The following is a 20388-nucleotide window of genomic DNA, read 5'->3' as shown; positions in this document are numbered from 1 at the left end:
TCATTTTCTGTTTTTTAATATTTTATATAGCATAGTGGTAAAAATATTAACCCTATGGTGGTAAAAATGAAAAAAAGAAGTTTAGAAAATATCTTAAATCTAGCACTTGATACTTTTCCCGTTGTTTTATTATATGGTTCAAGACAAGTTGGAAAATCTACATTAGCAATAGAAAAATTTAAAAACTATATAACTTTTGATGATGGAGAATTAAGACTTTATGCAAAAGAGAATCCAAAAGCTTTTTTAAAAAATCTTGAACTTCCAATTTGTATTGATGAAATACAAAAAGTTCCTACAATTTTGGAATATATAAAAATTCAAATTGATCCAAATAGAAAAAAATGGAAGTTTTCTATTAACTGGAAGTAGCAATGTTTTAGACCATAAAGATAGTAAGGATAGTCTTGCAGGAAGACTTTGTGAACTGAAACTTTTACCTCTTAGTTCAAAAGAAAAAAACGATAAACCAAATGAAAATATCTATTTAGCTATTGAAGTAAAGCAAAGTAGTAGTGTAAAAAAAGATGATTTTAAACATATTATAGATTTTCAAAATAGATATGAAAAAGAGTGCTTAGGTATTGTTTTTTACAATGGTGATATGATTATGGAGTTTAGAGAAAATCTTATCGCTATTCCTTTTGGATTTTTTCTTTAAAGATTTACTTTGTAAACTTCAAAGTTAAATCTTTGTAGTTTTTTAAAGTATTTTTATTTAATTTTATTAAACAAAATGAAAACAGAACAGATTATTAAATTTTAGTCTATCAATATTTATTATAAAAACCTAAGTTATCATAACAATGGTTTTATAATAAATAAATTTTTTAAAACAACAAAAGTATCAAAACTCCAAAAACAATTCTATAAATCCCAAAAGCTACAAAGGTAAATCTCTCTAAAAACTTCAAAAACAGTTTTATTACCAAATAAGCAACAACAAAAGATGTCACAAAACCAACAGCTAGATTTATAAAATTTCCATCTTGAAGTATTTGCGCGTGGTGCTTATAAACATCATAAAAAGTTGTTGCACACATAACAGGAACAGCAAGTAAAAAAGAGAATTCAGCACTTGCTTTTCTATTAAATCCTACAATCATGGCTCCAATTATACTAGCTCCTGCTCTGCTAGTACCAGGTATTAGTGCAGCTATTTGAGCAATACCAATAAATAAAGCTTGTTTGTAACTCACATCTTCAACATCTGTTATATGTTTTTTATTCTCATCATAAAACTTCTCAACTATTAAAAATATAACTCCACCAAGAATAAACATCCAAGCTACAATCTCTATAGAAAATAGCTCTTTTATTTGGTTTGAAAACAAAAATCCAACTACTCCTATAGGCAAAAATGCTAGTGCAATTTTCATCCATAAATTTATATGTTTAAATGTAAATTTAGATGGATATACAAAAACCAAAGCCATAATAGCAGCAAATTGAATAATAATCTCAAAAGCTTTATTTACACTGTTTTGTTCAATTCCCAAAAACTCACTTAAAACTATTAAGTGTCCCGTTGATGATACTGGTATAAACTCAGTAACTCCCTCTATAATTCCTAACCAAATTGCATCAAATATATTCAAATAATCCCCTTTTGTTTTGTAAGTTTTAAAAATAGTTTTAAAGCGCGTTTCTCTTTATACCCAATATCATAATCAATTTTTGTAAGATAATCCAAAATATTTTTCTTTGAAATACCACTTCTTTTTGAGTAATGCTCTAAAATATATTGAGGAATTTTGATTTTTCTTTTATCAAAATTTTTTGTAAGTTTTTTTAATCTACTCTCATATTTGTTGTAGCATAAAACTGAAAATACAAAAGGAAGATTGTATCTATTTTGCCACTGTTTAGCTAAATCTATAAACTCTTCATCTTTGTTGTCATGATAAAACTTTAAAGCCTTATCTCCAATGATTACTTCGCCATCTAGCTCTAAAACTTTTGCTAGTGCATTTGAAGTTTTTGATTGAAAATCATCTTTATTTTTTCTATTTGGTAAGATTAAAACAGAATCCACATAATCTCTTGCAACTATTCCAAAATCAAGAAATTTCTCATTTCTTGAACCAATTGAAGAGATAAAAGCACTGTGAGTTTTTCTTTTTTTAAAACTATTTGTAATTTTTGATGGATAAGATTTTTTGTACTCAATACTTGATTTAAGTTGATTTGATTTTATATTTTTTTTGATATAAATGTGAAAAGGTAATAGGTTTATAAAATCAATCTTTGAGAATATCATAGCTTTGTTGCCTTAATTGTTTTAATTTAAAGTGGCTATAATAGTACAAAAATGATTATAAAAAGGTGTTGAGATGATAAAAATTGAATTTTTAGGTCCAATAAATAAAGAGGATATGAATTTAGATATAAAAAATTTAAAAGAGTTATCAGATATTTTAAAAAATGATGAGAAAGTATCTTCTTGGCTTGAGACTTGTGCAGTTGCTATAAATGATTGTTTAGTTAGCTCAAAAGATGTTGAATTGAAAAGTGGAGATAAAGTAAGTTTACTTCCTCCTGTTTGTGGTGGTTGATTATGTTTAAACAAGATTTACAGCTTCACAAAGGAAGCTTAAATATAGAGAAAATTCATAACTCTTGGTATGAAAAATATAAAAATCTAAATTATGGTGCGTTTATAACTTTTGTTGGCATTGTAAGAGATGAAAATGGAATAGATGGTTTATCTTTTGATATTTATGAACCTATTTTAAAAAAATGGTTTGCTTCATGGCAAGAAAAAGCAAAAACTAAAGATGCAATAGTTTTTCTAGCTCACAGCCTTGGAGATGTAAAAAATCATGAAAGCTCATACATAGCTGGTGTTTGTAGCCCTCAAAGAAGAGTTGCTTTAGAGCTAATAGATGAGTTTGTAGAAGATTTTAAAAAAAATGCTCCTATTTGGAAATATGATTTAAGAGATAATAAAAGAATTTATGCAAAAGATAGAAGCCAAAAAATAGATGGTGCTGGGATTTTATCATGAGTAAAAAAACAAGAGTAGATCTACACAATCACACAACACTTTGTAACCACGCAACTGGAACTGTTGAAGAGTATGTAAAAAGAGCAATAGAACTAGGAATAAATGAGTATGGATTTGCATGTCATGCTCCTATGAATTTTGATCCAAAATATAGAATGAAACTTGAAGAGCGAAATATTTACGAAAAATGGGTAAATGAAGCAAAAGAGAAGTATAAAGATAAAATCAAAGTTTTATTAGCCTATGAAGTTGATTTTTTAAATGGCTTTATGCTTGATGAGATTTTAAATGCCAATGTTGATTATCTAATAGGTTCAGTTCACTTTTTACAAAATAAAAACGAAATGTGGGGATTTGATAATCCTGAATTTATTGGTGTTTATAAAAGTGTTGATATAGATAAAATTTGGGAAGATTACTTTGAAGCAATAGAAGCTATGGCAAAAACAAACTATTTTCAAATAGTTGGGCATTTGGATTTGATAAAAGTTTTCAAATTTTTACCAAAAAAAGATATAAGATTAATTGCAAAAGATAGTTTAAAACAGATAAAAAAATCAAATATGGTTTTAGAGATAAATCCAGCAGGACTTAGAAAACCAATAAATGAACTATATCCATCAAAACAGCTTTTAGAAGAGGCTTTTGATTTAGGAATAAACATAACATTTGGTTCAGATGCACATAGTGTTGAGCATGTTGGTTTTGGTTATGATGAAGCTGTAAAAATAGTAAAAGATATTGGCTATAAAAAGTGTGTTACTTTTTATAAAAAAGAGATGAATTTAATCGAGTTTTAGATAAAATTGCACCTTAAAATTTTATGGAGTTAAAAATGGGAAAATTTGTAAATAGTATAGAAGAGTTTTTTAGTTTTTGTAGTGAACACGAAGTTAAATTTGTAGATTTTAGATTTACTGATCTTAAAGGTACTTGGCATCACGTAACTTATAATATTAAAGCTGTAAACAAAGATTTACTAGCAAATGGAATGCCTTTTGATGGTTCATCAATCGATGCTTGGCAACCAATTCATAGATCAGATATGATTTTAAAACCAGATGTTCCAACTGCATTTTTAGACCCATTTACAGCTGATAGTACAATAATTGTTATTTGTGATGTTTATGATATTTATAAAGATAAAATGTATGAAAAATGCCCAAGATCTATTGCAAAAAAAGCAGTAGAGTATTTAGCAGAGGCAAATATTGGTGATGTTGCATATTTTGGACCTGAAAATGAGTTTTTTATATTTGAAGATGTAAAAATAAAAGATAGCGTAAATGAATCATCTTTCAAAGTAGATAGTGAAGATGGAGAATGGAATAGTGCAAGAGATTATGAGGGTGGAAATATAGGTCATAGAGCAGGTCTTAAAGGTGGATATTTCCCAGTAGCTCCTATTGATAATGGAGTTGATTTAAGAGCTGAAATGATGCAAGTTTTAGAGCAAGTTGGTCTTGAAGTTACTTTAGGACACCATGAAGTTGCTCAAGGACAACACGAAATAGGTATAGTTTATGCAGATTTAATTGAAGCTAGTGATAATGTTCAAAAACTTAAATATGTGATTAAAATGGTAGCTCATCTAAATGGAAAATCTGCTACATTTATGCCAAAACCTCTTTATGGAGACAATGGAAGTGGAATGCATGTTCATCAAAGTATTTGGAAAAATGGAAAAAATCTATTCTACAAGCAGGGTGAATATGGAAATCTAAGTGATATTGCAAGATGGTATATTGGTGGAGTATTTAAACACGCAAGAGCAGTTGCTGCTTTTACAAATCCATCTACAAACTCATACAAAAGGTTAATTCCAGGGTTTGAAGCACCATCAATTTTGACTTATTCATCTCAAAATAGAAGTGCATCTTGTAGAATTCCTTATGGAGCAGGTGAAAAATCAACAAGAGTTGAGATGAGATTTCCAGATTCAACAGCTTGTCCATATTTGGCATTTTCTGCTATGTTAATGGCGGGACTTGATGGAATTAAAAATAAATATGAACCAATTGGTCCTATGGATGATGATCTATTTGAATTATCATTAGATGAGATTAGAGAAAGAGATATTCCTCAAATGCCTCATACATTAAGAGGATCTTTAGAAGCACTTATAAGACACAATGAGTTTTTAAGACCTGTATTTACTAAAGAGATGATTGATACTTATCAACACTATAAGTTTTCAACTCAAGTTTGGCCTTATGAAGCAAGACCTACACCATTTGAATTTAAAACAATGTACTCTTGCTAATAAAAACGGATTTTTCCGTTTTTATTAATAAAACTCTAACTCCCTAAAAGCATCAAAAACATTTCTACTATTTAACTCATCAAACATTGGCATATTTTTAAACTCATCCATAGTTACAACTTCTGTAATTTCACCAGCTTCAACACCATTTTCAATAGCTTCCAAAACTCTATTCTTTAAAAGAGTAAAATATTCTTTAGTATGATTTAATGCATCTTTTCCAGTTTTGTCTCCATGCCCAGCAACTAAAGTATTCCATGATAAAGACTCAATAAAATCAATAGCTTCTAAAGTTCCAATAACAGACCCATCTCTATTTGAAGTAATTCTATCATTCATTATAATATCACCAACAAAAATAGCTTTTTGTTTTGGAAGATAAACTATTAAATCATTGTTTGTATGAGCTTTTTGTTTTAGTGCATATATTTCAAACTCTTTATTTCCAACTTTAAAAGTTGTTTTATCTTCAACAATTTTATCGGCTTTTATAACTTTTGTATTTTTCATCTCATCTTTATCTAAAATCTCAAAAATTCTAGGTTTTGAACCCTCATCATAGTTTTCATTTATTGATTTTGGAGCATAAATTGTGCTATTAAATCTCTCTTTATAAAAACTATTTCCCATCCAATGGTCATCGTGTTCATGAGTGATTATAATTGTACTAACTTCTAAATTATCTATTTTTTGCATAGCTTCGTATGCTTGTTTTGCAAAGTTATAGTTTGCACCTGTATCAATTAAAACATAACTATTTTCTGCTTTTATGTAACAAGAGTTTGCCATAAAACCACCATTTTGTTTTGATGGAACTTCAGTTTTTCCAAAAAAACACCAAGTATCATCTGCAACTTTTTTTGGCTCTAACTTATAATCAAAACCAAAACTAAATGTACAAATAAGTGCTAAAAAAGCAATCTTTTTAAACATATAAATTCCTTTATAATATAATCAAAGGTAATATTGTATTATTATTTTTATATAAGTAATTTTAATTTAGGAAAATTTATGGATAAAAAACGGCAAATGGTATTTAATTTAAACAACTTTTTATTAGCTTTTAGTGAAATTTTAAATAGTAAAAAAGTGGCTTACATAGCTTTGAATTTAGCTTTAAAATATGATTTTTCATCAGAGAAACTATCAGATTTATGCTCTTACTCTTTGATTTGTGATTTAAAAAAAGATGATATAAAAGAGTTTGGTTTTTTAAACTCTTCGCATTTAGAAGATAAAATTTTTTTAGATATTGTAAATCTATCTTCAACAATTTGTAAAAATTTTGATTTTTCAGATGATATTTTAAATCAAAAACTATCTTGCTTAGAGTTTGTAAAAAATTTGAATATAGAAGATAAATTGAAGGACTCTTTTTTTGATATTTCAAAAAAACTATCTTTTTGGCTTGATTTACAAAATGATAGTGAGATTTTAATCTTTATTTACTCAAATCTAGCAGATTTTACAAAAGCTTTAGATTTTGAAGATATTTTAAAGATGACAACAATATTTCATAAACTTCAAAATCCAAATTCACAAATTTTAAAATACTCTTTTGCTCTTGCAGATTATTTTAATTTTGAGCATAAAGATAAACAGATATTTTTAATAGCTTCAAGTTTATATAATATTGGAAAACTATATAAATATGAAAGTATAGAAGAGATCTATTCATACCATACTAAAAGAGTTTTAAATCAGATTATGGGATTTAATGATATTTGCTTACTTTGCTTTAAAGTAGAAGAAAACCTTGATGGAACTGGAGTTTTTGGTTTAGTAGCAAAAGATTTAAGCTTTAAAGATAGGTTACTTATCTGTTTAGTTAAATATAATAACTTAAAAGAGTCTAATAGTCACAAAGAGAGTATAAATATATTAAAAAAAGAGTCAAAAGATGGAAAAATTGATAAAAGTATAGTTGAAGTTTTTGAGGAAATTTTAGCTTAAAGCTTGGATTAAATCCAAGCTTTAATTATGGTTTTATTGTTGTAAGTCCAAGACTTAACCAAGATTGCATTCCACCTCTATACCATTTCATTTTCTCTTCTGGGTAACCAATAGAAATTAGCTCTTTCATGGCTTCAGGACTTTGTCCACACCAAGCAGCATTACAAAACATTAATAGAGTTTTTGCATTTGTAAAATCATATTTTCCATTTTTTATTTCAACTGCAAAAATCTCTAAAGCCTCTTTAAACTCATCTGGATATTGAGATTTTTTAGTGTAAATATATGGAACATTTACAGCTGTTGGGATTGTCTCATGATAAAACCAGTTTTCAGTTCTTGAATCAATTAATAAAAGATTATCATCTTTTTTTGCTTTTTCTATGAACTCTAAAACCTCTAATTCACCGTAAGTTTCAATATTTTTTGATGCTTTCATAGGTGCAATTTTTCCAAAATATGTTACAAAACTTCTTTTACAGTTTTGTGGAACACTATTTGATGCTTCATGCATACCACCAAAGACATCTTTTGGATCAAAAGCCACTTTTTCACACTCTTTTGGTCTATCTTCTCTTTTTATAACCACTTTTTTTCCATTAGCAAGTTTTACTTCAACACCAACTTTTTGTAAATCTACACTAAATAAAGATGTTGCAAAAACAAGACTTCCTACAAATATTTTAAACATTTACTCTCCTTAAATAAATAATAGTTTTGATTTTATCAAAAAGCTTTTGAAATCGCAAGTTATCGCTCTATTAAGCAAAAATTAGATAAAATTTATGCCATTTTAGTAACACAATTAGGATTATTTATGAGTGAAAAGTACGAACCATCAAAGATAGAAGATAGTTTTTATAAAATTTGGGAAGATAGAGGTTATTTTGAGATTGATGGAAACAGATCAATTCAAGAGCCAAATAAAAATTTTGCAATTATGATGCCACCTCCAAATGTAACGGGAAGCTTACATATTGGACATGCGCTTACATTTACATTGCAAGATATTATTACAAGATATAAAAGAATGGATGGGTATAAAACTCTTTGGCAACCAGGAACTGACCATGCTGGAATTGCAACTCAAAATGTTGTTGAAAAACAACTTTTAAAAGAGGGCACTACAAAAGAGGCTTTAGGAAGAGAAAAATTCTTAGAAAGAGTTTGGAAGTGGAAAGAGTTTAGTGGTGGAACAATAGTTCATCAAATGAGAAAACTAGGAGTAAGTCCTGCTTGGTCAAGAGAGCGATTTACTATGGATGAGGGTTTAAAAGAGGCTGTAAAAGAGGCTTTTGTTAAACTTTATGATGAGGGTATGATTACTCAAAATAACTATATGGTAAATTGGTGTACACATGATGGAGCTTTAAGTGATATTGAGGTTGAACACGAAGAGGTAAATGGTAAGTTCTATCATATGAACTATCACTTTGCAGATGGAAGTGGCTTTTTAACAGTTGCAACAACAAGACCTGAAACATACTTTGGTGATACTGCAATTATGGTTCATCCAGATGATGAGAGATACACAAATATTGTAGGACGTGAGGTAGTTTTACCTTTAACAAATAGAAAAATAAAAGTAATTACAGACTCTCATGTTGATATGAGTTTTGGAACAGGTGTTGTAAAAGTAACTCCAGCTCATGATACAAATGACTATGAAGTAGGTCTTAGACACAATTTAGAGTTTATAAAATGCTTTGATGAAAAAGGTATTTTAAATGATTATTGTGGAGAGTTTGCAAACCTTGAAAGATTAGAAGCAAGACAAATAATTGTTAAAAAACTTCAAGATGAAGGATTTATTGTAAAAATAGAGGAGCATATTCATCAAGTAGGGCATTGTTATAGATGTAAAAACATAGTTGAACCATATATTTCAAAACAGTGGTTTGTAAAAAAAGAGGTTGCTAAAAAATCAATTGAAAAAACTTATGCAGGTGAAGCAAAATTTCATCCAAGTCACTGGTTAAACTCATATAGAGCTTGGATGGATGAGTTAAGAGATTGGTGTATTTCAAGACAACTTTGGTGGGGGCATAGAATTCCAGTGTTCTATTGCGATAGCTGTAATCACCAATGGGCTACAAAAGAGGATGAGCCAAAAGCGTGTCCAAAATGTGGAAAAGAGCATATTCATCAAGACCCAGATGTTTTAGATACTTGGTTTAGTAGTGCTTTATGGGCATTTTCACCACTTGGTTGGGGAAATAATGGTCAAATGGAAAAAACATTTGGTGAAAACGATTTAAAAGATTTTTATCCAAACTCACTTTTAATTACTGGATTTGATATTATGTTCTTCTGGGTTGCTAGAATGATGATGATGGGTGAACACTTCATGGGGCAACTTCCATTTAAAGATATCTATATGCACGCATTAGTTCGAGATGAGCATGGTGCAAAAATGAGTAAATCTAAAGGAAATGTAATTGATCCTCTTGATATGGTTGAAACACATAGTGCTGATATTATTAGATTTACTTTAGCATATTTAGCAATTCAAGGAAGAGATATAAAACTTGGTGAAAAAAATCTTGAGCAGTTTAGAAACTTTACAAATAAACTTTACAATGCTTCAAACTTTTTAACACTAAATGTAGATACATTCCCTGATTTAAAAGATATTGAAATCAAAACACCACTTGGACTTTATATGCAAAGCAAACTTAGCCATGCTGTTGATGAGGTAAGAAATTCACTTGATAGTTATAAATTTAACGAAGCAGCAAGTACCCTTTATAGATTTGTTTGGATGGAGTTTTGTGATTGGGGAATTGAGTACTCAAAAGCTAGCAAAGAGTCTATTGTAGAACTAGGTAGCTTATTTAAAGAGACATTAAAAATGGTTAGTCCATTTATGCCTTTTATTTCAGACTATTTATATCACAAATTAAGTGGAACAACACTTGAAAATGGTGATTCATTAATGATTATGAACTTCCCAAAAGAGATTAAAAAAGATGAAAAAATTGAAAATATGTTCTCTATTATTGAAGAGGCGATTATAAGTATAAGAAGAGCTAAAACTCTAATTGATATGGGTAACTCTAAAATCGAAAAAGCATATCTAAAACTTGATGTTAAAATTGATGAAGATGTTGCAAAACCATTTATTGAAAAATTAGCAAAAGTTGAAAATATTGAGTTTGTAAATTCAAAAGTTGAAAACTCTATAACAGATGTTTCAAACAATCTTGAGGTTTATATTCCAACAAGTGCAATTGATATGAAACCAATTATTGAAAAACTTGAGAAACAACAAGAGAAAGCTCAAAAAGAGTTTGATAAGTTAAATAGTATGTTATCAAATGAAAGATTTGTTGCAAATGCACCTGCAAATGTAATAGAAGAGAATAAAAAAGCTCTTGATGAGGTAAAAACAAGGTTAGAAAAAATAGAAGCAGAACTTAAAAGTTTGAGTTAAACTCAAACTTTTAATACCAAATAAAAACTAAATTTGGTACAATATGTCAAATATTTAAAGGATTTCAAATGAATTTAAGTAGTGATATAAAACCAATCTCTTATCTAAAATCAAAAACAGCAGAAGTTATAAATGAAGCAAACGAAAATAAAAGAGCGATAATCATAACTCAAAATGGTGAAGCAAAAGTTGTAATTCAAGATATTAAGACTTATGAAAATATGCAAAACTCAATAAATCTATTAAAACTTATTGTTCAAAGTGAAAATGATATAGAAAATGGTGATGTTTTAAACCAAGAAGAGATATTTTCAAATTTAGAAAAAAAACTTTTTGAGTAAATTTATGAAAAAATTTGAAGTTTTATGGACAAAAAGTGCCGAATATGATTTGGAATTGATTATACAGTATTTAAAACTTGATAGTGTCTCTATTGCAAAAGAGATTTTTATTGATATAAAAAAAGAGTGTGAAAATTTGTACTATTTTCCCCAAAGAAAAAGAGTTGTACCAGAGCTTCAACAAATAGGAATTTTTAAATATAGAGAAATTATCTATAAAAGATGGAGAGTTATATTTAAAATTGAAAAAGAAAAAGTTTATATTCTTTTAGTTGCTGATAGTAGTAGAAATTTGGAAGATATTTTGTTTCAAAGATTAATGAGATAAATCTTCCAAAAAGAAGATTTATCTATCTTAAAATATTTTTTATCTCATCTTCACTAATCTTATCATCACTATATTTTACTACTAAAATATTCTCACTATTGTTTATATACCACTCAATAATATTCTCATTTTCATTTAATCTTTGACTATTTTCAAGTTTGTACTCATCTAAACTTAGATAAACATTTTTTGTTTTTGATGGATTTTTCATCAAAATTATTAATAAAGCCCATAAAACACATACAACTGCAACAATCAATGAGAAGTTTTCAAGCTCATAAGAACTAAACTTATCAAGCATAATACCACCAAAAACTCCACCAAAGAATGTTCCTAAATATCCAAAAGAGTTAAAAACTCCAAGCACACTACCTCTTTGATGAACTTTTGCAAATTTTGTTGTAAGTGATTGCATAATTGGTTCATGCATATTAAACCCAATAAAGAATATTACAACCCCAACACTAAAAACAAAAGCACTTGAACTAAAACCAATAACTAAATAAGAGATTATAAAAAACAAAATTCCTATTAATAAAACTTCTTTGTATTTACCTTTTTTCTCAGCCAAAACTGCAGCTGGTCCCATAGCAAGAAGTCCCAAAATCATAGATGGAATATATACTTGCCACAAATCTTTAATCTCCCAACTATAAACTTTTGTAAGAATAATTGGAATAACTAAAAATGCAAAAGTCATTAAAGCTTTTTGTAAAAAGTTTGTAAGGTGCATTTTGTTTATATTTGCATTTCCTAAAACATCTTTTAATTTTAGTTTTTCATTATAAGAGTGAGTTATTTTTGGAGGATTTGGTACTTTTTTCACTAATATATAAATAGCAATTAAAGATAAAACCATAGTTATATAAAATAGTGCAGGAACTCCAGCCATTCCACTAATAAGTGGGCTTAAACCCATAGCAAGAGCAAAAGATATACCAATAAATCCACCCATAATAGCCATTGCTTTTGATCTTTGCTCCTCTTTTACAACATCACTAATCATGGCAGTCACAACTGCCCCAATAGCTCCAGCTCCTTGCAAAAGTCGTCCAAGCATTAAAGTGAAAATATCAACAGCAATTGCACAAATAAAAGAACCAATAGCAAATAGTAAAAGTCCAGTTACGATTGTGCCTTTTCTTCCTAGTTTATCACTCATAATTCCAAAAGGAGTTTGAAAAATAACTTGAGTTAAGGCATAACCACCAACAACAATTCCAACTAATGTAGCATTTGCACCTTGAAGAGTAAAAGCATATACAGATATAACTGGAAGAACAATAAAAAGCCCAAAAAATCTAAGAGCAATAATAAAACTTAATGGCATAACCGATTTAAACATACATAATCCTAAATATATTATAATTAAAACCTTGATTATATACTAAGATAGCTTTTAATATGGAAGTTAATAAAAAGGATAGATAGTGAAGATAGTATTAGCAAGTGCAAATAAGGGAAAAATAGAGGAGTTTAAAAAACTTCTTCCAAAGAGTGAAGTTGTTGCATATAGTGATATTTTAGGAAAATTTGATATTCCTGAAACTGGAACTACTTTTAAAGAGAATGCAATTATAAAAGCAAGTGCTATAAATGAGAAATTAAAAGAAAAAGGTGAAAAAGATTTTGTGGTTATCTCTGATGATTCAGGAATATCACTTCCTATTTTAAATCAAGCACCTGGAGTTTATAGTGCAAGATTTGCTGGTTTAAATGCAAGTGATAAAGAGAATAATGCAAAATTAATCTCAAAATTAAATGAACTAAACTTAGAAAAAACAGCTGCTTTTTATACAGCTTGTATAGCAATAATTTATAAAGATTTCACATATACAGTTCATGGATTTATGCATGGAGTGGCAACAAATAAAGAGATGGGATCAAATGGTTTTGGGTATGATCCACTATTTATTCCAAAAAACTTTTCAAAAACTTTAGGAGAGTTGGATTTTGAAGTTAAGCAAAAATTTTCTCATAGAAGCAAAGCTTTAGATTTGGCAAAAAAAGTTTTAGATGTGATTTTATAGGTATATAGTTTTTGTAACTCTTACACCAAATTTAGAAGATGATACTACTAGAAAATATTTTTTAGTAGTATCATCATATTTTTTAATAGTTAGTAAAAAATCATTATCAACTATCTCTAAATTCAAAAAGCTGTCTAACTCATCTTCGTTTATACTTAAAAGATAGTTTTCCAAAAATATAAGATGAGATTTTGCTTGAATAAAATGTAATTTTTCATTTACAACTCTACTTTTTAGTGCATTTGCCTCTAAAATATTTTTTGCAACAAAACTAAATATTACAACAATAACTAAAGTTGAAAATAGAATATATGATTTTTTCATAACTCTTTTATATACCAAATAATATTTTCATTTTCATGAGTTTTTAAGTTTATAATAAAAAATCCACTCTCTTTTTTTATAGAAAAACTATCTAAATTTAAAAATAGTGGCTCATTTTTAAAGTATAAATTACTATTTTTAAACTCTAATTCAAATAAAGATTCTCTGTTTTTTTCCAAAAAAGCTCTTAAACTATTCAAAGATAACTCTTTTATAGCTAACTCTTGATTGTTTTTATTGAAAGTAACAACACTTTTATAAACATAAGATGAAAGAATCAATAAAGTAGAGCTTAAAATCAAAGCAATTAAAAATTCAAATAAAGCAAAACTATTTTTCATAAAAAACAACCTTTAAATCACTATGTTTATACTCATAAAGAGTTACATTTATCTCTTCAAAGCTATCATTTTTTCTTACTTCAAGAGTTTTGTTTGATTTTTTAAATTTAGATAAATCTTTTTTTTCTAAACTATTTTCAATCTCCAAAAGTGTGGAAAAATAGTTTTTATTTGATATATTAGTTGTAGTTTTAAAAAGAGCTGAAGAAATAACAGTCAAAAGCACAATAGAGATTAAAACCTCTATTAGTGCAAAACTACTTTTCAGATATCTTTTGTGATTTGTTAAACGAACCTTCAACTGCTTGTATAAAAGCATTTCTAACTCCTGCTTCTTCAAGTTTTGCATATCCAGCAGCTGTTGTTCCAGCTGGACTCATAACACTATCTTTTATAATTGCAGCGTGAGAGTGTTGTAAAAGTGAAGATGTACTAGAGAAAAGTCCTTGAACTAAATGTTGAGCCATATGTCTATCAAGACCAACTTTAACAGCACCATCACAAATTGCCTCAGCAACCAAAGCTAAAAATGCAGGTCCACTTGCACTAATAGCACTTGCTATATCAAGATGAGTTTCACTATTTACCCAAATAGCCTCTCCAATAGAGTTGAAAATATCAATTGCCATCTCTTTTATCTCAATATCTCCTGTTAATGTTGTCATTGAGTTTTGAACACTAGCTGCAATATTTGGCATAGATCTTACATAATGTTTTGCGCTTATTTGTTTTTTTAAATACTCAAGTTTAGTTCCAGCTAAAATAGATATAAAAGAGTTAGCAGTTCCATTTAGTCGAATAGAAACACTCTCCAAAGCATAAGGTTTTACACAAAATATAATATTTTTTTCACTAATATCTTCTACATCGCTTAACTCTTTGATTTCAAGTTGTGGGATTTTTTGTTTTATCTGTTGTAATTTATTAATCTCTCTTCCAATCATCTCTACTTCATACTTTTTTACAAGTCCAATAGCAAGTGATTGAGCCATAATTCCATTTCCAATTAAAGTTAGTTTCATAATCATACCTTAAAATTTTTGGCTACATTATAACCAAAAAAATGCTCTATATATAGTTTAAACCATTTTTGGCTAATATAATTGCTTTAAAATTAAGGAATTATAGATGCTAAAAGAATTAAAGATAAAAAATATCTTATTTGTTTTTTCACTAATATTTATCTTAAATGCTTGTTCATCAAAGAGCGAAAAAGAGTATAACAAGCCAGATACTTATTGGTACAATCAGCTATTAAAAGATATCTCAATGGGCGATTTAGAAGCTGCTGATGATACTTTTATATCACTTGAAAGTGAGCATAGAAATTCACTTTTAATTCAACCATCAATTCTAATTTTGGTAAATGCTCATATGCAAGAAGAGCAATATATCCTTGCAAACTTCTATTTAGATGAGTATTTAAAAAGATTTACTTTAAGTCGTGATGTTGATTATATTAGATATTTAAAGATAAAATCAAACTTCATGGGATTTAAGATGCCAAATAGAGATCAACAACTAATAGATGATACTTTAGCTTTAGTTGATGAGTTTAAATTAAGATATAAAAACTCACAATACTTGCCTTTGGTAAATAGTATAAACTCAAGACTTCTTATGGCAAGAGCTTTAATGGACAAAGAGATTTCAGAGCTTTATACAAGAAGAGATAAACCTGAGGCTTCACAGTTTTATTTAGAAAAATCAAAACAATCTTGGCACTATATAGATGATATAGAAAAGCCAAAAACACCTTTTATTAGAAGTTTATTTGAATAAAAATATAGAATATAGAAATTTTAAGGAGAGATAAAAATATGTTATCAAATTATGATAATTTCCCACAAACAGTACCTTTGGTTATAGAAGATGAGATTTTTTTATATCCATTTATGATAACACCACTTTTTTTAAGTACAGAAGATAATATAAAGGCAGTAGAACACGCTATTGAGTTTAATAAACCAATTATGATAGTTGTTTCAAAACCTTCAAAAGAGGGAACTAGGCAAGAGGATAGTTTTTATAGCATTGGAGTTGTTGGTAATGTTATGAGAAAAGTATCACTACCTGAGGGTAAAATAAAAGTATTATTTCAAGGAATATCAAAAGCAAAAGTTGTTAATTTTTCACTTGATTCAAAAATTTTTGCAACTATTGATTTAGTACAAGATAGTTTTAAAAATGATATAGAGTTAAAATCATTGGTAAATATTCTGCTTGATAGTGTAAAAAAACTTGCAAAACTAAACAATAAATTCCCAACAGATTTAATAAAAGCAATAGAAGAAAATGAAGATGCTTCAAGAGTTGCTGATTTAATCTCATCTGTTTTAAAACTAAAAAAAGAGGAAGCCTATAAAATCTACTCAAATGATAGTTTAGAGCAAAGAGTTATAGATATTATTGAGTATGTAAAAAACGAAATAGAGTCATATAAAATTCAAAAAGAGATAACTCAAAAGGTAAACTCAAAAATAGAGAAAACTCATAAAGATTACTTCTTAAAAGAGCAGATAAAAGCTATTCAAAAAGAGCTTGGAACTGACAATCAAAAAGAAGAAGAGATAAAATCTTTCAAAAAGAAACTAAAAGCAAAAAAAGAGTTTATGAGTAAAGAGGCTTATAAAGAGACAAAAAAACAAATAGATAAATTAAGTCGCCTAAATCCAGACTCTCCAGATGCTTCACTTCTTCAAACTTATGTAGAGATGGTTTTAGATATACCTTTTGGAGAGTATTCAAATAGTAAAATCTCAGTTGCAAGTGTTGAAAAACAGTTAAATAAAGACCACTACTCACTAGAAAAACCAAAACAAAGAATTGCAGAGTATTTTGCAGTAAAACAGTTATTGGAACTTAGAAATATAAAAGATTTAGAGTCAAAAGGGACAGTTTTATGTTTTGTAGGACCTCCAGGTGTTGGTAAAACTTCACTAGCAAACTCTATTTCAAAAGCCCTTGATAGACCACTTGTAAGAGTTGCTCTTGGTGGAATGGAAGATGTAAATGAGCTAAGAGGTCATAGAAGAACTTATGTAGGAGCAATGCCAGGGCGTCTTGTAAAAGGCTTAATTGATGCAAAGAAGATGAATCCAGTTATTGTTTTAGATGAGATTGATAAATTAGGAGCTAACCACAGAGGTGATCCAGCTGCTGTGATGCTTGAGATTTTAGACCCTGAACAAAATCATGAGTTTAGAGATTTGTATCTAAACTTTCCTATTGATTTATCGCAAGTAATATTTGTATCAACAGCAAATGATATAAGAAAAATCCCAGCACCACTTAGAGATAGAATGGAGTTTATAGAGTTAAACTCATACACTCCAAATGAAAAATACCATATTGCAAAAGATTATTTAATCCCTCAAGAGCTTGAAAAGCATGGACTTAAAAAAGAGGAAGTATCTTTAAGTAAGGCTACTATTGATTTGATTATCTCAAAATATACAAGAGAAGCAGGGGTGCGAAATCTGCGAAGAGTATTTTCAAAACTATTTAGAAAAGTTGTAAAACAGATTTTAAACGATCAATCAATTCAAAAAGTAACAATAGGTACAAAAGATTTAAAAGAGTATTTAGACAATCCAATTTTTGAGATTGAACCAGCTGATAAAGTAGATGTTGTAGGTGTTGCAAATGGACTTGCATGGACAGCAGTTGGTGGAGATATTTTAAAAATTGAGACAATCAAGCTAAAAGGAAAGGGTGATTTAAAAGTTACTGGAAACCTAGGTGATGTTATGAAAGAGTCTTCATTTATCTCTTATGCAGTTGTAAAACATCTAATAGACAACAACATTTTAAAAATAGATGAAAACCAAATTCCAAAAACAGCAAAAGAGAAAGAAGAGAATATAAAACTAGATTCAAGTGAGATATACAAAAGATATGATATTCATCTTCATATTCCTGAGGGTGCAACACCAAAAGATGGACCAAGTGCTGGTATAACAATGGCATTAGCAATAGCTTCAGTATTAAGTAACAAAAAAATAAAAGCAGATGTTGCAATGACAGGAGAGCTTACACTTTTAGGAAAAGTTTTACCAATTGGTGGATTAAAAGAGAAGCTAATAGCTGCTTATAAAGCAAAAATAAAAAAAGTTCTAATTCCTAAAAAGAATTATGAAAGAGATTTAGAAGATATTCCAGATGAGGTAAAACAAGCCTTAGAGATAAAAGTTGTAAATAGTATTGAAGATGTTTTAAAAGAGGCTTTGGTTTAAATGCAGTTTGTAGAGCAAAAAAAACTTACAGCCACAAATTTTTTAATAGCAATAACAATAATAGCCTATATTATTCAAACAACTATTCAAAGTGGTTCTATTTTGATGGGTTTAAATATCTATTTTCTAATAGGTGAATTTTATTGGCAACCACTATCAAGTATCTTTGCTCATGGTGGAATTGCTCATTTAGCTATGAATATGTTTGTTTTATGGCAGTTTGGAAATATGATAGAGAGATTTATTGGAAGCAAAAATTTCTTAGCTCTATATTTTATCACAGGTATTTTAACCTCTCTTTTATCATTTTTATATATTTTTTATTTAGATATTGGTGTAAATTTAGTAGGTGCAAGTGGTGCTATATGTGCAATTTTAGGCTTTTATGCATATTTTGTAAAAGATGAGAGAAAAGCTATTGTTACTTGGATTTTATTAATCTCAGTTGCACCACTACTTATTGGACTTCCAATAGCTTGGTATGCTCACTTTATAGGTCTTGCTATTGGATTTATTTATGCAATTATCTATAAAATAGTAGTTTTAAAAAGAAGATAGTGCTTAAATTAATTAAGCACTTTTAATTTTTCAATCAACTCATTAGAGATTTCAATCAACTCATTAGAGCTTTTTTGAGTAGTTTTTGCCTCTTTGTCTGTATTGCTTGTACTTGAAGATACTCTTACCATATTTTGTGATATTTGATTTAGAGTTTGACTTGTTTGCGAAGCATTTGATGCAAGCTCATTTGATATAACTTGTTGCTCTCTTACAGAACTTGAGATAGTTGAAGATATATTGCTTATATTTTCTATCTTATCATCAATTTTATGAATAGAATCCAAAGAGTTTTTAACTAAGTTTTGAATTAATCCTATAGCTTCATTTATATTTTTAGCAGCCTCATTTGATCTAGTTGCTAAATTTCGCACCTCTTGTGCAACAACTGCAAAACCTTTTCCAGCCTCTCCAGCAGTAGCAGCTTCAACAGCAGCATTTAGACTTAAAATATTTGTTTGAAATGCAATTTGAGAAATCACCTCAATAGTATCTCCAATTTTTATAGACTCTTCATTTAGTTTTAACATAGCATTTGAACTCTCTTTTGATTGCTCTTTTGCTTCAAGAACTATTTTTTCACTTTCAGATGTTGTATTTGAGATATTTGTAATTGAACTTAGCATATTCTCTATTTTATTTGAAAGCTCTAAAACAGCAGCATCAAGTTCTTCAATAGATACACTAACTTCTTGAGAGCCTTTCATACTTACATCTGCTTCTTTTACCATTGTTGTTGAAGCATTTTGTAAATCTTGTAAAGATTTTGTCAAATCTTCAATCTTTTTACCAACTTCAAACATAGAAAATTTTTTCAAACTTATATCTGTAGCATATTTTATAACCTTAAAAGGTTTTCCATCTAAATCAAAAATAGGGTTGTATGTAGCTTGTATCCAAACCTCTTTTCCATTTTTCCCAATTCTAAGATACTCAGCACTATCAAACTCGCCACTATTTAGTTTTTTCCAAAACTCTTTATACTCATTTGAATTTTTATAAGACTCTTCACAAAAAATTGAGTGATGTTTCCCAACAATCTCATCTTTTGTGTACCCAATAGTATCTAAGAAGTTTTTATTTGCATTTAAAATATTACCTTGCATATCAAACTCAATAACTGCTTGTGACTTATTTATAGCATCAACTTGACCTCTAAAGTATAAATCATTTAATCTATTTTTTGTAATATCCTGCGCAAGTAAAACAACCTCCACAACACTTTTTTGACTATTTTTAATAGGCATATAAGTAGCTTTAAAAAATACAAATTTTCCATCTCTTTTTACTCTTTTAACATCAGCACTTATAGATACTCCTCTATTTACAGCATCCCAAGCCTGTTTGTATTCAGCACTATTTACAAAGCTATCTTCACAAAATATTTTGTGATTTTCCCCTCTTATCTCTTCCAAAGAGTAGCCCATAATATTTAAGAAATTTTTATTTGCTTTTAAGATAGTTCCATTTGGTTTAAAATGCACAACAGCAAAAGCCTCATCAATTGCATCCAACTGAAATCTATCAAATTTGTTTGTTAAAAACATAAGCCTATATCCTTGTATTAAATTAATC

24 protein-coding genes are annotated in these 20388 nt (G+C 28.5%); 14 read left to right on the top strand and 10 right to left on the bottom strand.

What is annotated here, in order from left to right; genetic code table 11:
• Positions 1 to 66: 66 nt before the first annotated feature.
• Positions 67 to 372 (top strand): AAA family ATPase, encoded by a 306-nt coding sequence (locus ASKIR_RS07140; RefSeq protein ID WP_164966870.1) that lies wholly within the window; start codon positions 67 to 69, stop codon positions 370 to 372.
• Complete coding sequence (locus ASKIR_RS07135) at positions 326 to 661, top strand: hypothetical protein (RefSeq protein ID WP_115588227.1); 336 nt, start codon at positions 326 to 328, stop codon at positions 659 to 661. The genes ASKIR_RS07140 and ASKIR_RS07135 overlap by 47 nt, the downstream gene beginning before the upstream one ends.
• A gap of 169 nt (positions 662 to 830) precedes the next feature.
• Here ASKIR_RS07135 and ASKIR_RS07130 read toward each other — a convergent pair whose 3' ends face one another.
• Both ASKIR_RS07130 and ASKIR_RS07125 read right to left on the bottom strand, forming a co-directional pair.
• Positions 831 to 1598 (bottom strand): undecaprenyl-diphosphate phosphatase, encoded by a 768-nt coding sequence (locus ASKIR_RS07130; protein WP_115588228.1) that lies wholly within the window; start codon positions 1596 to 1598, stop codon positions 831 to 833.
• Positions 1595 to 2260 (bottom strand): MqnA/MqnD/SBP family protein, encoded by a 666-nt coding sequence (locus tag ASKIR_RS07125; protein WP_066158903.1) that lies wholly within the window; start codon positions 2258 to 2260, stop codon positions 1595 to 1597. The genes ASKIR_RS07130 and ASKIR_RS07125 overlap by 4 nt, the downstream gene beginning before the upstream one ends.
• Positions 2261 to 2333: 73 nt before the next feature.
• On the opposite strand from ASKIR_RS07125, the gene ASKIR_RS07120 reads away from it, so the two are divergent.
• Genes ASKIR_RS07120 through glnA form a run of 4 tightly spaced genes read left to right on the top strand, consistent with a single transcriptional unit; the run spans position 2334 to position 5270 of the window.
• Positions 2334 to 2555 (top strand): MoaD/ThiS family protein, encoded by a 222-nt coding sequence (locus ASKIR_RS07120; protein WP_066350035.1) that lies wholly within the window; start codon positions 2334 to 2336, stop codon positions 2553 to 2555.
• A gap of 2 nt (positions 2556 to 2557) precedes the next feature.
• Positions 2558 to 3007, top strand: coding sequence for a molybdopterin synthase catalytic subunit (locus ASKIR_RS07115; RefSeq protein ID WP_115588229.1), 450 nt, complete (start codon positions 2558 to 2560; stop codon positions 3005 to 3007).
• On the top strand, positions 3004 to 3807 hold the full coding sequence (gene hisJ / locus ASKIR_RS07110; RefSeq protein ID WP_115588230.1) for a histidinol-phosphatase HisJ: 804 nt from the start codon (positions 3004 to 3006) through the stop codon (positions 3805 to 3807). Before ASKIR_RS07115 ends, hisJ begins: the two co-directional genes overlap by 4 nt.
• Before the next feature lie 35 nt (positions 3808 to 3842).
• Positions 3843 to 5270 (top strand): type I glutamate--ammonia ligase, encoded by a 1428-nt coding sequence (gene glnA / locus ASKIR_RS07105; protein WP_115588231.1) that lies wholly within the window; start codon positions 3843 to 3845, stop codon positions 5268 to 5270.
• A 24-nt stretch (positions 5271 to 5294) separates the two neighbouring features.
• Here the strand turns inward: glnA and ASKIR_RS07100 are convergent, their stop codons facing one another.
• Positions 5295 to 6203, bottom strand: coding sequence for an MBL fold metallo-hydrolase (locus tag ASKIR_RS07100; RefSeq protein ID WP_115588232.1), 909 nt, complete (start codon positions 6201 to 6203; stop codon positions 5295 to 5297).
• 78 nt (positions 6204 to 6281) lie between these two features.
• On the opposite strand from ASKIR_RS07100, the gene ASKIR_RS07095 reads away from it, so the two are divergent.
• Positions 6282 to 7223 carry an HD domain-containing phosphohydrolase gene (locus ASKIR_RS07095; protein WP_115588233.1) on the top strand — a complete coding sequence of 314 codons (942 nt, stop codon included), beginning with the start codon at positions 6282 to 6284 and terminating at the stop codon, positions 7221 to 7223.
• Between the two features lie 25 nt (positions 7224 to 7248).
• On the opposite strand, the gene ASKIR_RS07090 is transcribed toward ASKIR_RS07095, so the two are convergent.
• Positions 7249 to 7914, bottom strand: a complete 666-nt coding sequence (locus ASKIR_RS07090; protein WP_066350031.1) for a rhodanese-like domain-containing protein — start codon at positions 7912 to 7914, stop codon at positions 7249 to 7251.
• A gap of 126 nt (positions 7915 to 8040) precedes the next feature.
• Here ASKIR_RS07090 and ASKIR_RS07085 point away from each other — a divergent pair, with 126 nt between their 5' ends.
• From ASKIR_RS07085 to ASKIR_RS07075, 3 genes are all read left to right on the top strand, one after another.
• Positions 8041 to 10656 (top strand): valine--tRNA ligase, encoded by a 2616-nt coding sequence (locus ASKIR_RS07085; protein WP_115588234.1) that lies wholly within the window; start codon positions 8041 to 8043, stop codon positions 10654 to 10656.
• A gap of 68 nt (positions 10657 to 10724) precedes the next feature.
• Complete coding sequence (locus ASKIR_RS07080) at positions 10725 to 10997, top strand: type II toxin-antitoxin system Phd/YefM family antitoxin (protein ID WP_066158708.1); 273 nt, start codon at positions 10725 to 10727, stop codon at positions 10995 to 10997.
• Between the two features lie 4 nt (positions 10998 to 11001).
• Positions 11002 to 11325 carry a type II toxin-antitoxin system RelE/ParE family toxin gene (locus ASKIR_RS07075; RefSeq protein ID WP_115588235.1) on the top strand — a complete coding sequence of 108 codons (324 nt, stop codon included), beginning with the start codon at positions 11002 to 11004 and terminating at the stop codon, positions 11323 to 11325.
• A gap of 22 nt (positions 11326 to 11347) precedes the next feature.
• Here ASKIR_RS07075 and ASKIR_RS07070 read toward each other — a convergent pair whose 3' ends face one another.
• Positions 11348 to 12670: an MFS transporter gene (locus ASKIR_RS07070; RefSeq protein WP_066406948.1), complete on the bottom strand. Its 1323-nt coding sequence runs from the start codon at positions 12668 to 12670 to the stop codon at positions 11348 to 11350.
• 85 nt (positions 12671 to 12755) lie between these two features.
• Here ASKIR_RS07070 and rdgB point away from each other — a divergent pair, with 85 nt between their 5' ends.
• Entirely contained in the window at positions 12756 to 13355 is a 600-nt protein-coding gene (gene rdgB / locus ASKIR_RS07065; protein WP_066350025.1) for an RdgB/HAM1 family non-canonical purine NTP pyrophosphatase, read from the top strand.
• Here the strand turns inward: rdgB and ASKIR_RS07060 are convergent.
• From ASKIR_RS07060 to ASKIR_RS07045, 4 genes are read right to left on the bottom strand one after another with little or no spacing between them, the layout of a single operon-like run.
• A complete protein-coding gene (locus tag ASKIR_RS07060; RefSeq protein WP_066350024.1) occupies positions 13350 to 13679 on the bottom strand; it encodes a hypothetical protein in 330 nt (109 codons plus the stop codon). The genes rdgB and ASKIR_RS07060 overlap by 6 nt on opposite strands.
• Positions 13676 to 14020: a hypothetical protein gene (locus ASKIR_RS07055; RefSeq protein ID WP_066350023.1), complete on the bottom strand. Its 345-nt coding sequence runs from the start codon at positions 14018 to 14020 to the stop codon at positions 13676 to 13678. The genes ASKIR_RS07060 and ASKIR_RS07055 overlap by 4 nt, the downstream gene beginning before the upstream one ends.
• The gene (locus tag ASKIR_RS07050) at positions 14010 to 14339 is read right to left on the bottom strand and encodes a hypothetical protein (RefSeq protein WP_128994503.1); all 330 of its coding nucleotides are present in this window, start codon (positions 14337 to 14339) and stop codon (positions 14010 to 14012) included. Before ASKIR_RS07050 ends, ASKIR_RS07055 begins: the two co-directional genes overlap by 11 nt.
• The gene (locus ASKIR_RS07045; RefSeq protein ID WP_066350021.1) at positions 14278 to 15042 is read right to left on the bottom strand and encodes a pyrroline-5-carboxylate reductase; all 765 of its coding nucleotides are present in this window, start codon (positions 15040 to 15042) and stop codon (positions 14278 to 14280) included. The genes ASKIR_RS07050 and ASKIR_RS07045 overlap by 62 nt, the downstream gene beginning before the upstream one ends.
• 106 nt (positions 15043 to 15148) lie before the next feature.
• Between ASKIR_RS07045 and ASKIR_RS07040 the strand changes: the two genes are divergently transcribed.
• From ASKIR_RS07040 to ASKIR_RS07030, 3 genes are read left to right on the top strand one after another with little or no spacing between them, the layout of a single operon-like run.
• A complete protein-coding gene (locus ASKIR_RS07040; RefSeq protein WP_066158731.1) occupies positions 15149 to 15802 on the top strand; it encodes an outer membrane protein assembly factor BamD in 654 nt (217 codons plus the stop codon).
• A 38-nt stretch (positions 15803 to 15840) separates the two neighbouring features.
• The gene (gene lon / locus ASKIR_RS07035) at positions 15841 to 18255 is read left to right on the top strand and encodes an endopeptidase La (RefSeq protein ID WP_066350020.1); all 2415 of its coding nucleotides are present in this window, start codon (positions 15841 to 15843) and stop codon (positions 18253 to 18255) included.
• Positions 18256 to 18813 (top strand): rhomboid family intramembrane serine protease, encoded by a 558-nt coding sequence (locus ASKIR_RS07030; protein WP_066158736.1) that lies wholly within the window; start codon positions 18256 to 18258, stop codon positions 18811 to 18813. It abuts the gene before it with no gap.
• Between the two features lie 8 nt (positions 18814 to 18821).
• Here the strand turns inward: ASKIR_RS07030 and ASKIR_RS07025 are convergent, their stop codons facing one another.
• The gene (locus ASKIR_RS07025) at positions 18822 to 20360 is read right to left on the bottom strand and encodes a methyl-accepting chemotaxis protein (protein WP_115588237.1); all 1539 of its coding nucleotides are present in this window, start codon (positions 20358 to 20360) and stop codon (positions 18822 to 18824) included.
• Positions 20361 to 20388: the final 28 nt, after the last annotated feature.

This window comes from Aliarcobacter skirrowii CCUG 10374 (assembly GCF_003544835.1).
Taxonomy (GTDB): domain Bacteria; phylum Campylobacterota; class Campylobacteria; order Campylobacterales; family Arcobacteraceae; genus Aliarcobacter; species Aliarcobacter skirrowii.
The sequence above is the reverse complement of the archived record's forward strand: the minus strand, read 5'-3'. Positions and strand labels throughout refer to the sequence as shown.

Excerpts from the sequence above, each read along its gene's own strand:
- ASKIR_RS07090 (WP_066350031.1), bottom strand. The coding sequence starts at position 7,914 with ATGTTTAAAATATTTGTAGGAAGTCTTGTTTTTGCAACATCTTTATTT.
- ASKIR_RS07040 (WP_066158731.1), top strand. The coding sequence starts at position 15,149 with ATGCTAAAAGAATTAAAGATAAAAAATATCTTATTTGTTTTTTCACTA.
- ASKIR_RS07125 (WP_066158903.1), bottom strand. The coding sequence starts at position 2,260 with ATGATATTCTCAAAGATTGATTTTATAAACCTATTACCTTTTCACATT.
- ASKIR_RS07045 (WP_066350021.1), bottom strand. The coding sequence starts at position 15,042 with ATGAAACTAACTTTAATTGGAAATGGAATTATGGCTCAATCACTTGCT.
- glnA (WP_115588231.1), top strand. The coding sequence starts at position 3,843 with ATGGGAAAATTTGTAAATAGTATAGAAGAGTTTTTTAGTTTTTGTAGT.
- ASKIR_RS07115 (WP_115588229.1), top strand. The coding sequence starts at position 2,558 with ATGTTTAAACAAGATTTACAGCTTCACAAAGGAAGCTTAAATATAGAG.
- ASKIR_RS07095 (WP_115588233.1), top strand. The coding sequence starts at position 6,282 with ATGGATAAAAAACGGCAAATGGTATTTAATTTAAACAACTTTTTATTA.
- ASKIR_RS07030 (WP_066158736.1), top strand. The coding sequence starts at position 18,256 with ATGCAGTTTGTAGAGCAAAAAAAACTTACAGCCACAAATTTTTTAATA.
- ASKIR_RS07070 (WP_066406948.1), bottom strand. The coding sequence starts at position 12,670 with ATGTTTAAATCGGTTATGCCATTAAGTTTTATTATTGCTCTTAGATTT.
- ASKIR_RS07100 (WP_115588232.1), bottom strand. The coding sequence starts at position 6,203 with ATGTTTAAAAAGATTGCTTTTTTAGCACTTATTTGTACATTTAGTTTT.
- ASKIR_RS07050 (WP_128994503.1), bottom strand. The coding sequence starts at position 14,339 with ATGCTTTTATACAAGCAGTTGAAGGTTCGTTTAACAAATCACAAAAGA.
- ASKIR_RS07085 (WP_115588234.1), top strand. The coding sequence starts at position 8,041 with ATGAGTGAAAAGTACGAACCATCAAAGATAGAAGATAGTTTTTATAAA.
- lon (WP_066350020.1), top strand. The coding sequence starts at position 15,841 with ATGTTATCAAATTATGATAATTTCCCACAAACAGTACCTTTGGTTATA.
- ASKIR_RS07055 (WP_066350023.1), bottom strand. The coding sequence starts at position 14,020 with ATGAAAAATAGTTTTGCTTTATTTGAATTTTTAATTGCTTTGATTTTA.
- ASKIR_RS07060 (WP_066350024.1), bottom strand. The coding sequence starts at position 13,679 with ATGAAAAAATCATATATTCTATTTTCAACTTTAGTTATTGTTGTAATA.
- ASKIR_RS07025 (WP_115588237.1), bottom strand. The coding sequence starts at position 20,360 with ATGTTTTTAACAAACAAATTTGATAGATTTCAGTTGGATGCAATTGAT.
- hisJ (WP_115588230.1), top strand. The coding sequence starts at position 3,004 with ATGAGTAAAAAAACAAGAGTAGATCTACACAATCACACAACACTTTGT.
- ASKIR_RS07080 (WP_066158708.1), top strand. The coding sequence starts at position 10,725 with ATGAATTTAAGTAGTGATATAAAACCAATCTCTTATCTAAAATCAAAA.
- ASKIR_RS07140 (WP_164966870.1), top strand. The coding sequence starts at position 67 with ATGAAAAAAAGAAGTTTAGAAAATATCTTAAATCTAGCACTTGATACT.
- ASKIR_RS07120 (WP_066350035.1), top strand. The coding sequence starts at position 2,334 with ATGATAAAAATTGAATTTTTAGGTCCAATAAATAAAGAGGATATGAAT.
- ASKIR_RS07075 (WP_115588235.1), top strand. The coding sequence starts at position 11,002 with ATGAAAAAATTTGAAGTTTTATGGACAAAAAGTGCCGAATATGATTTG.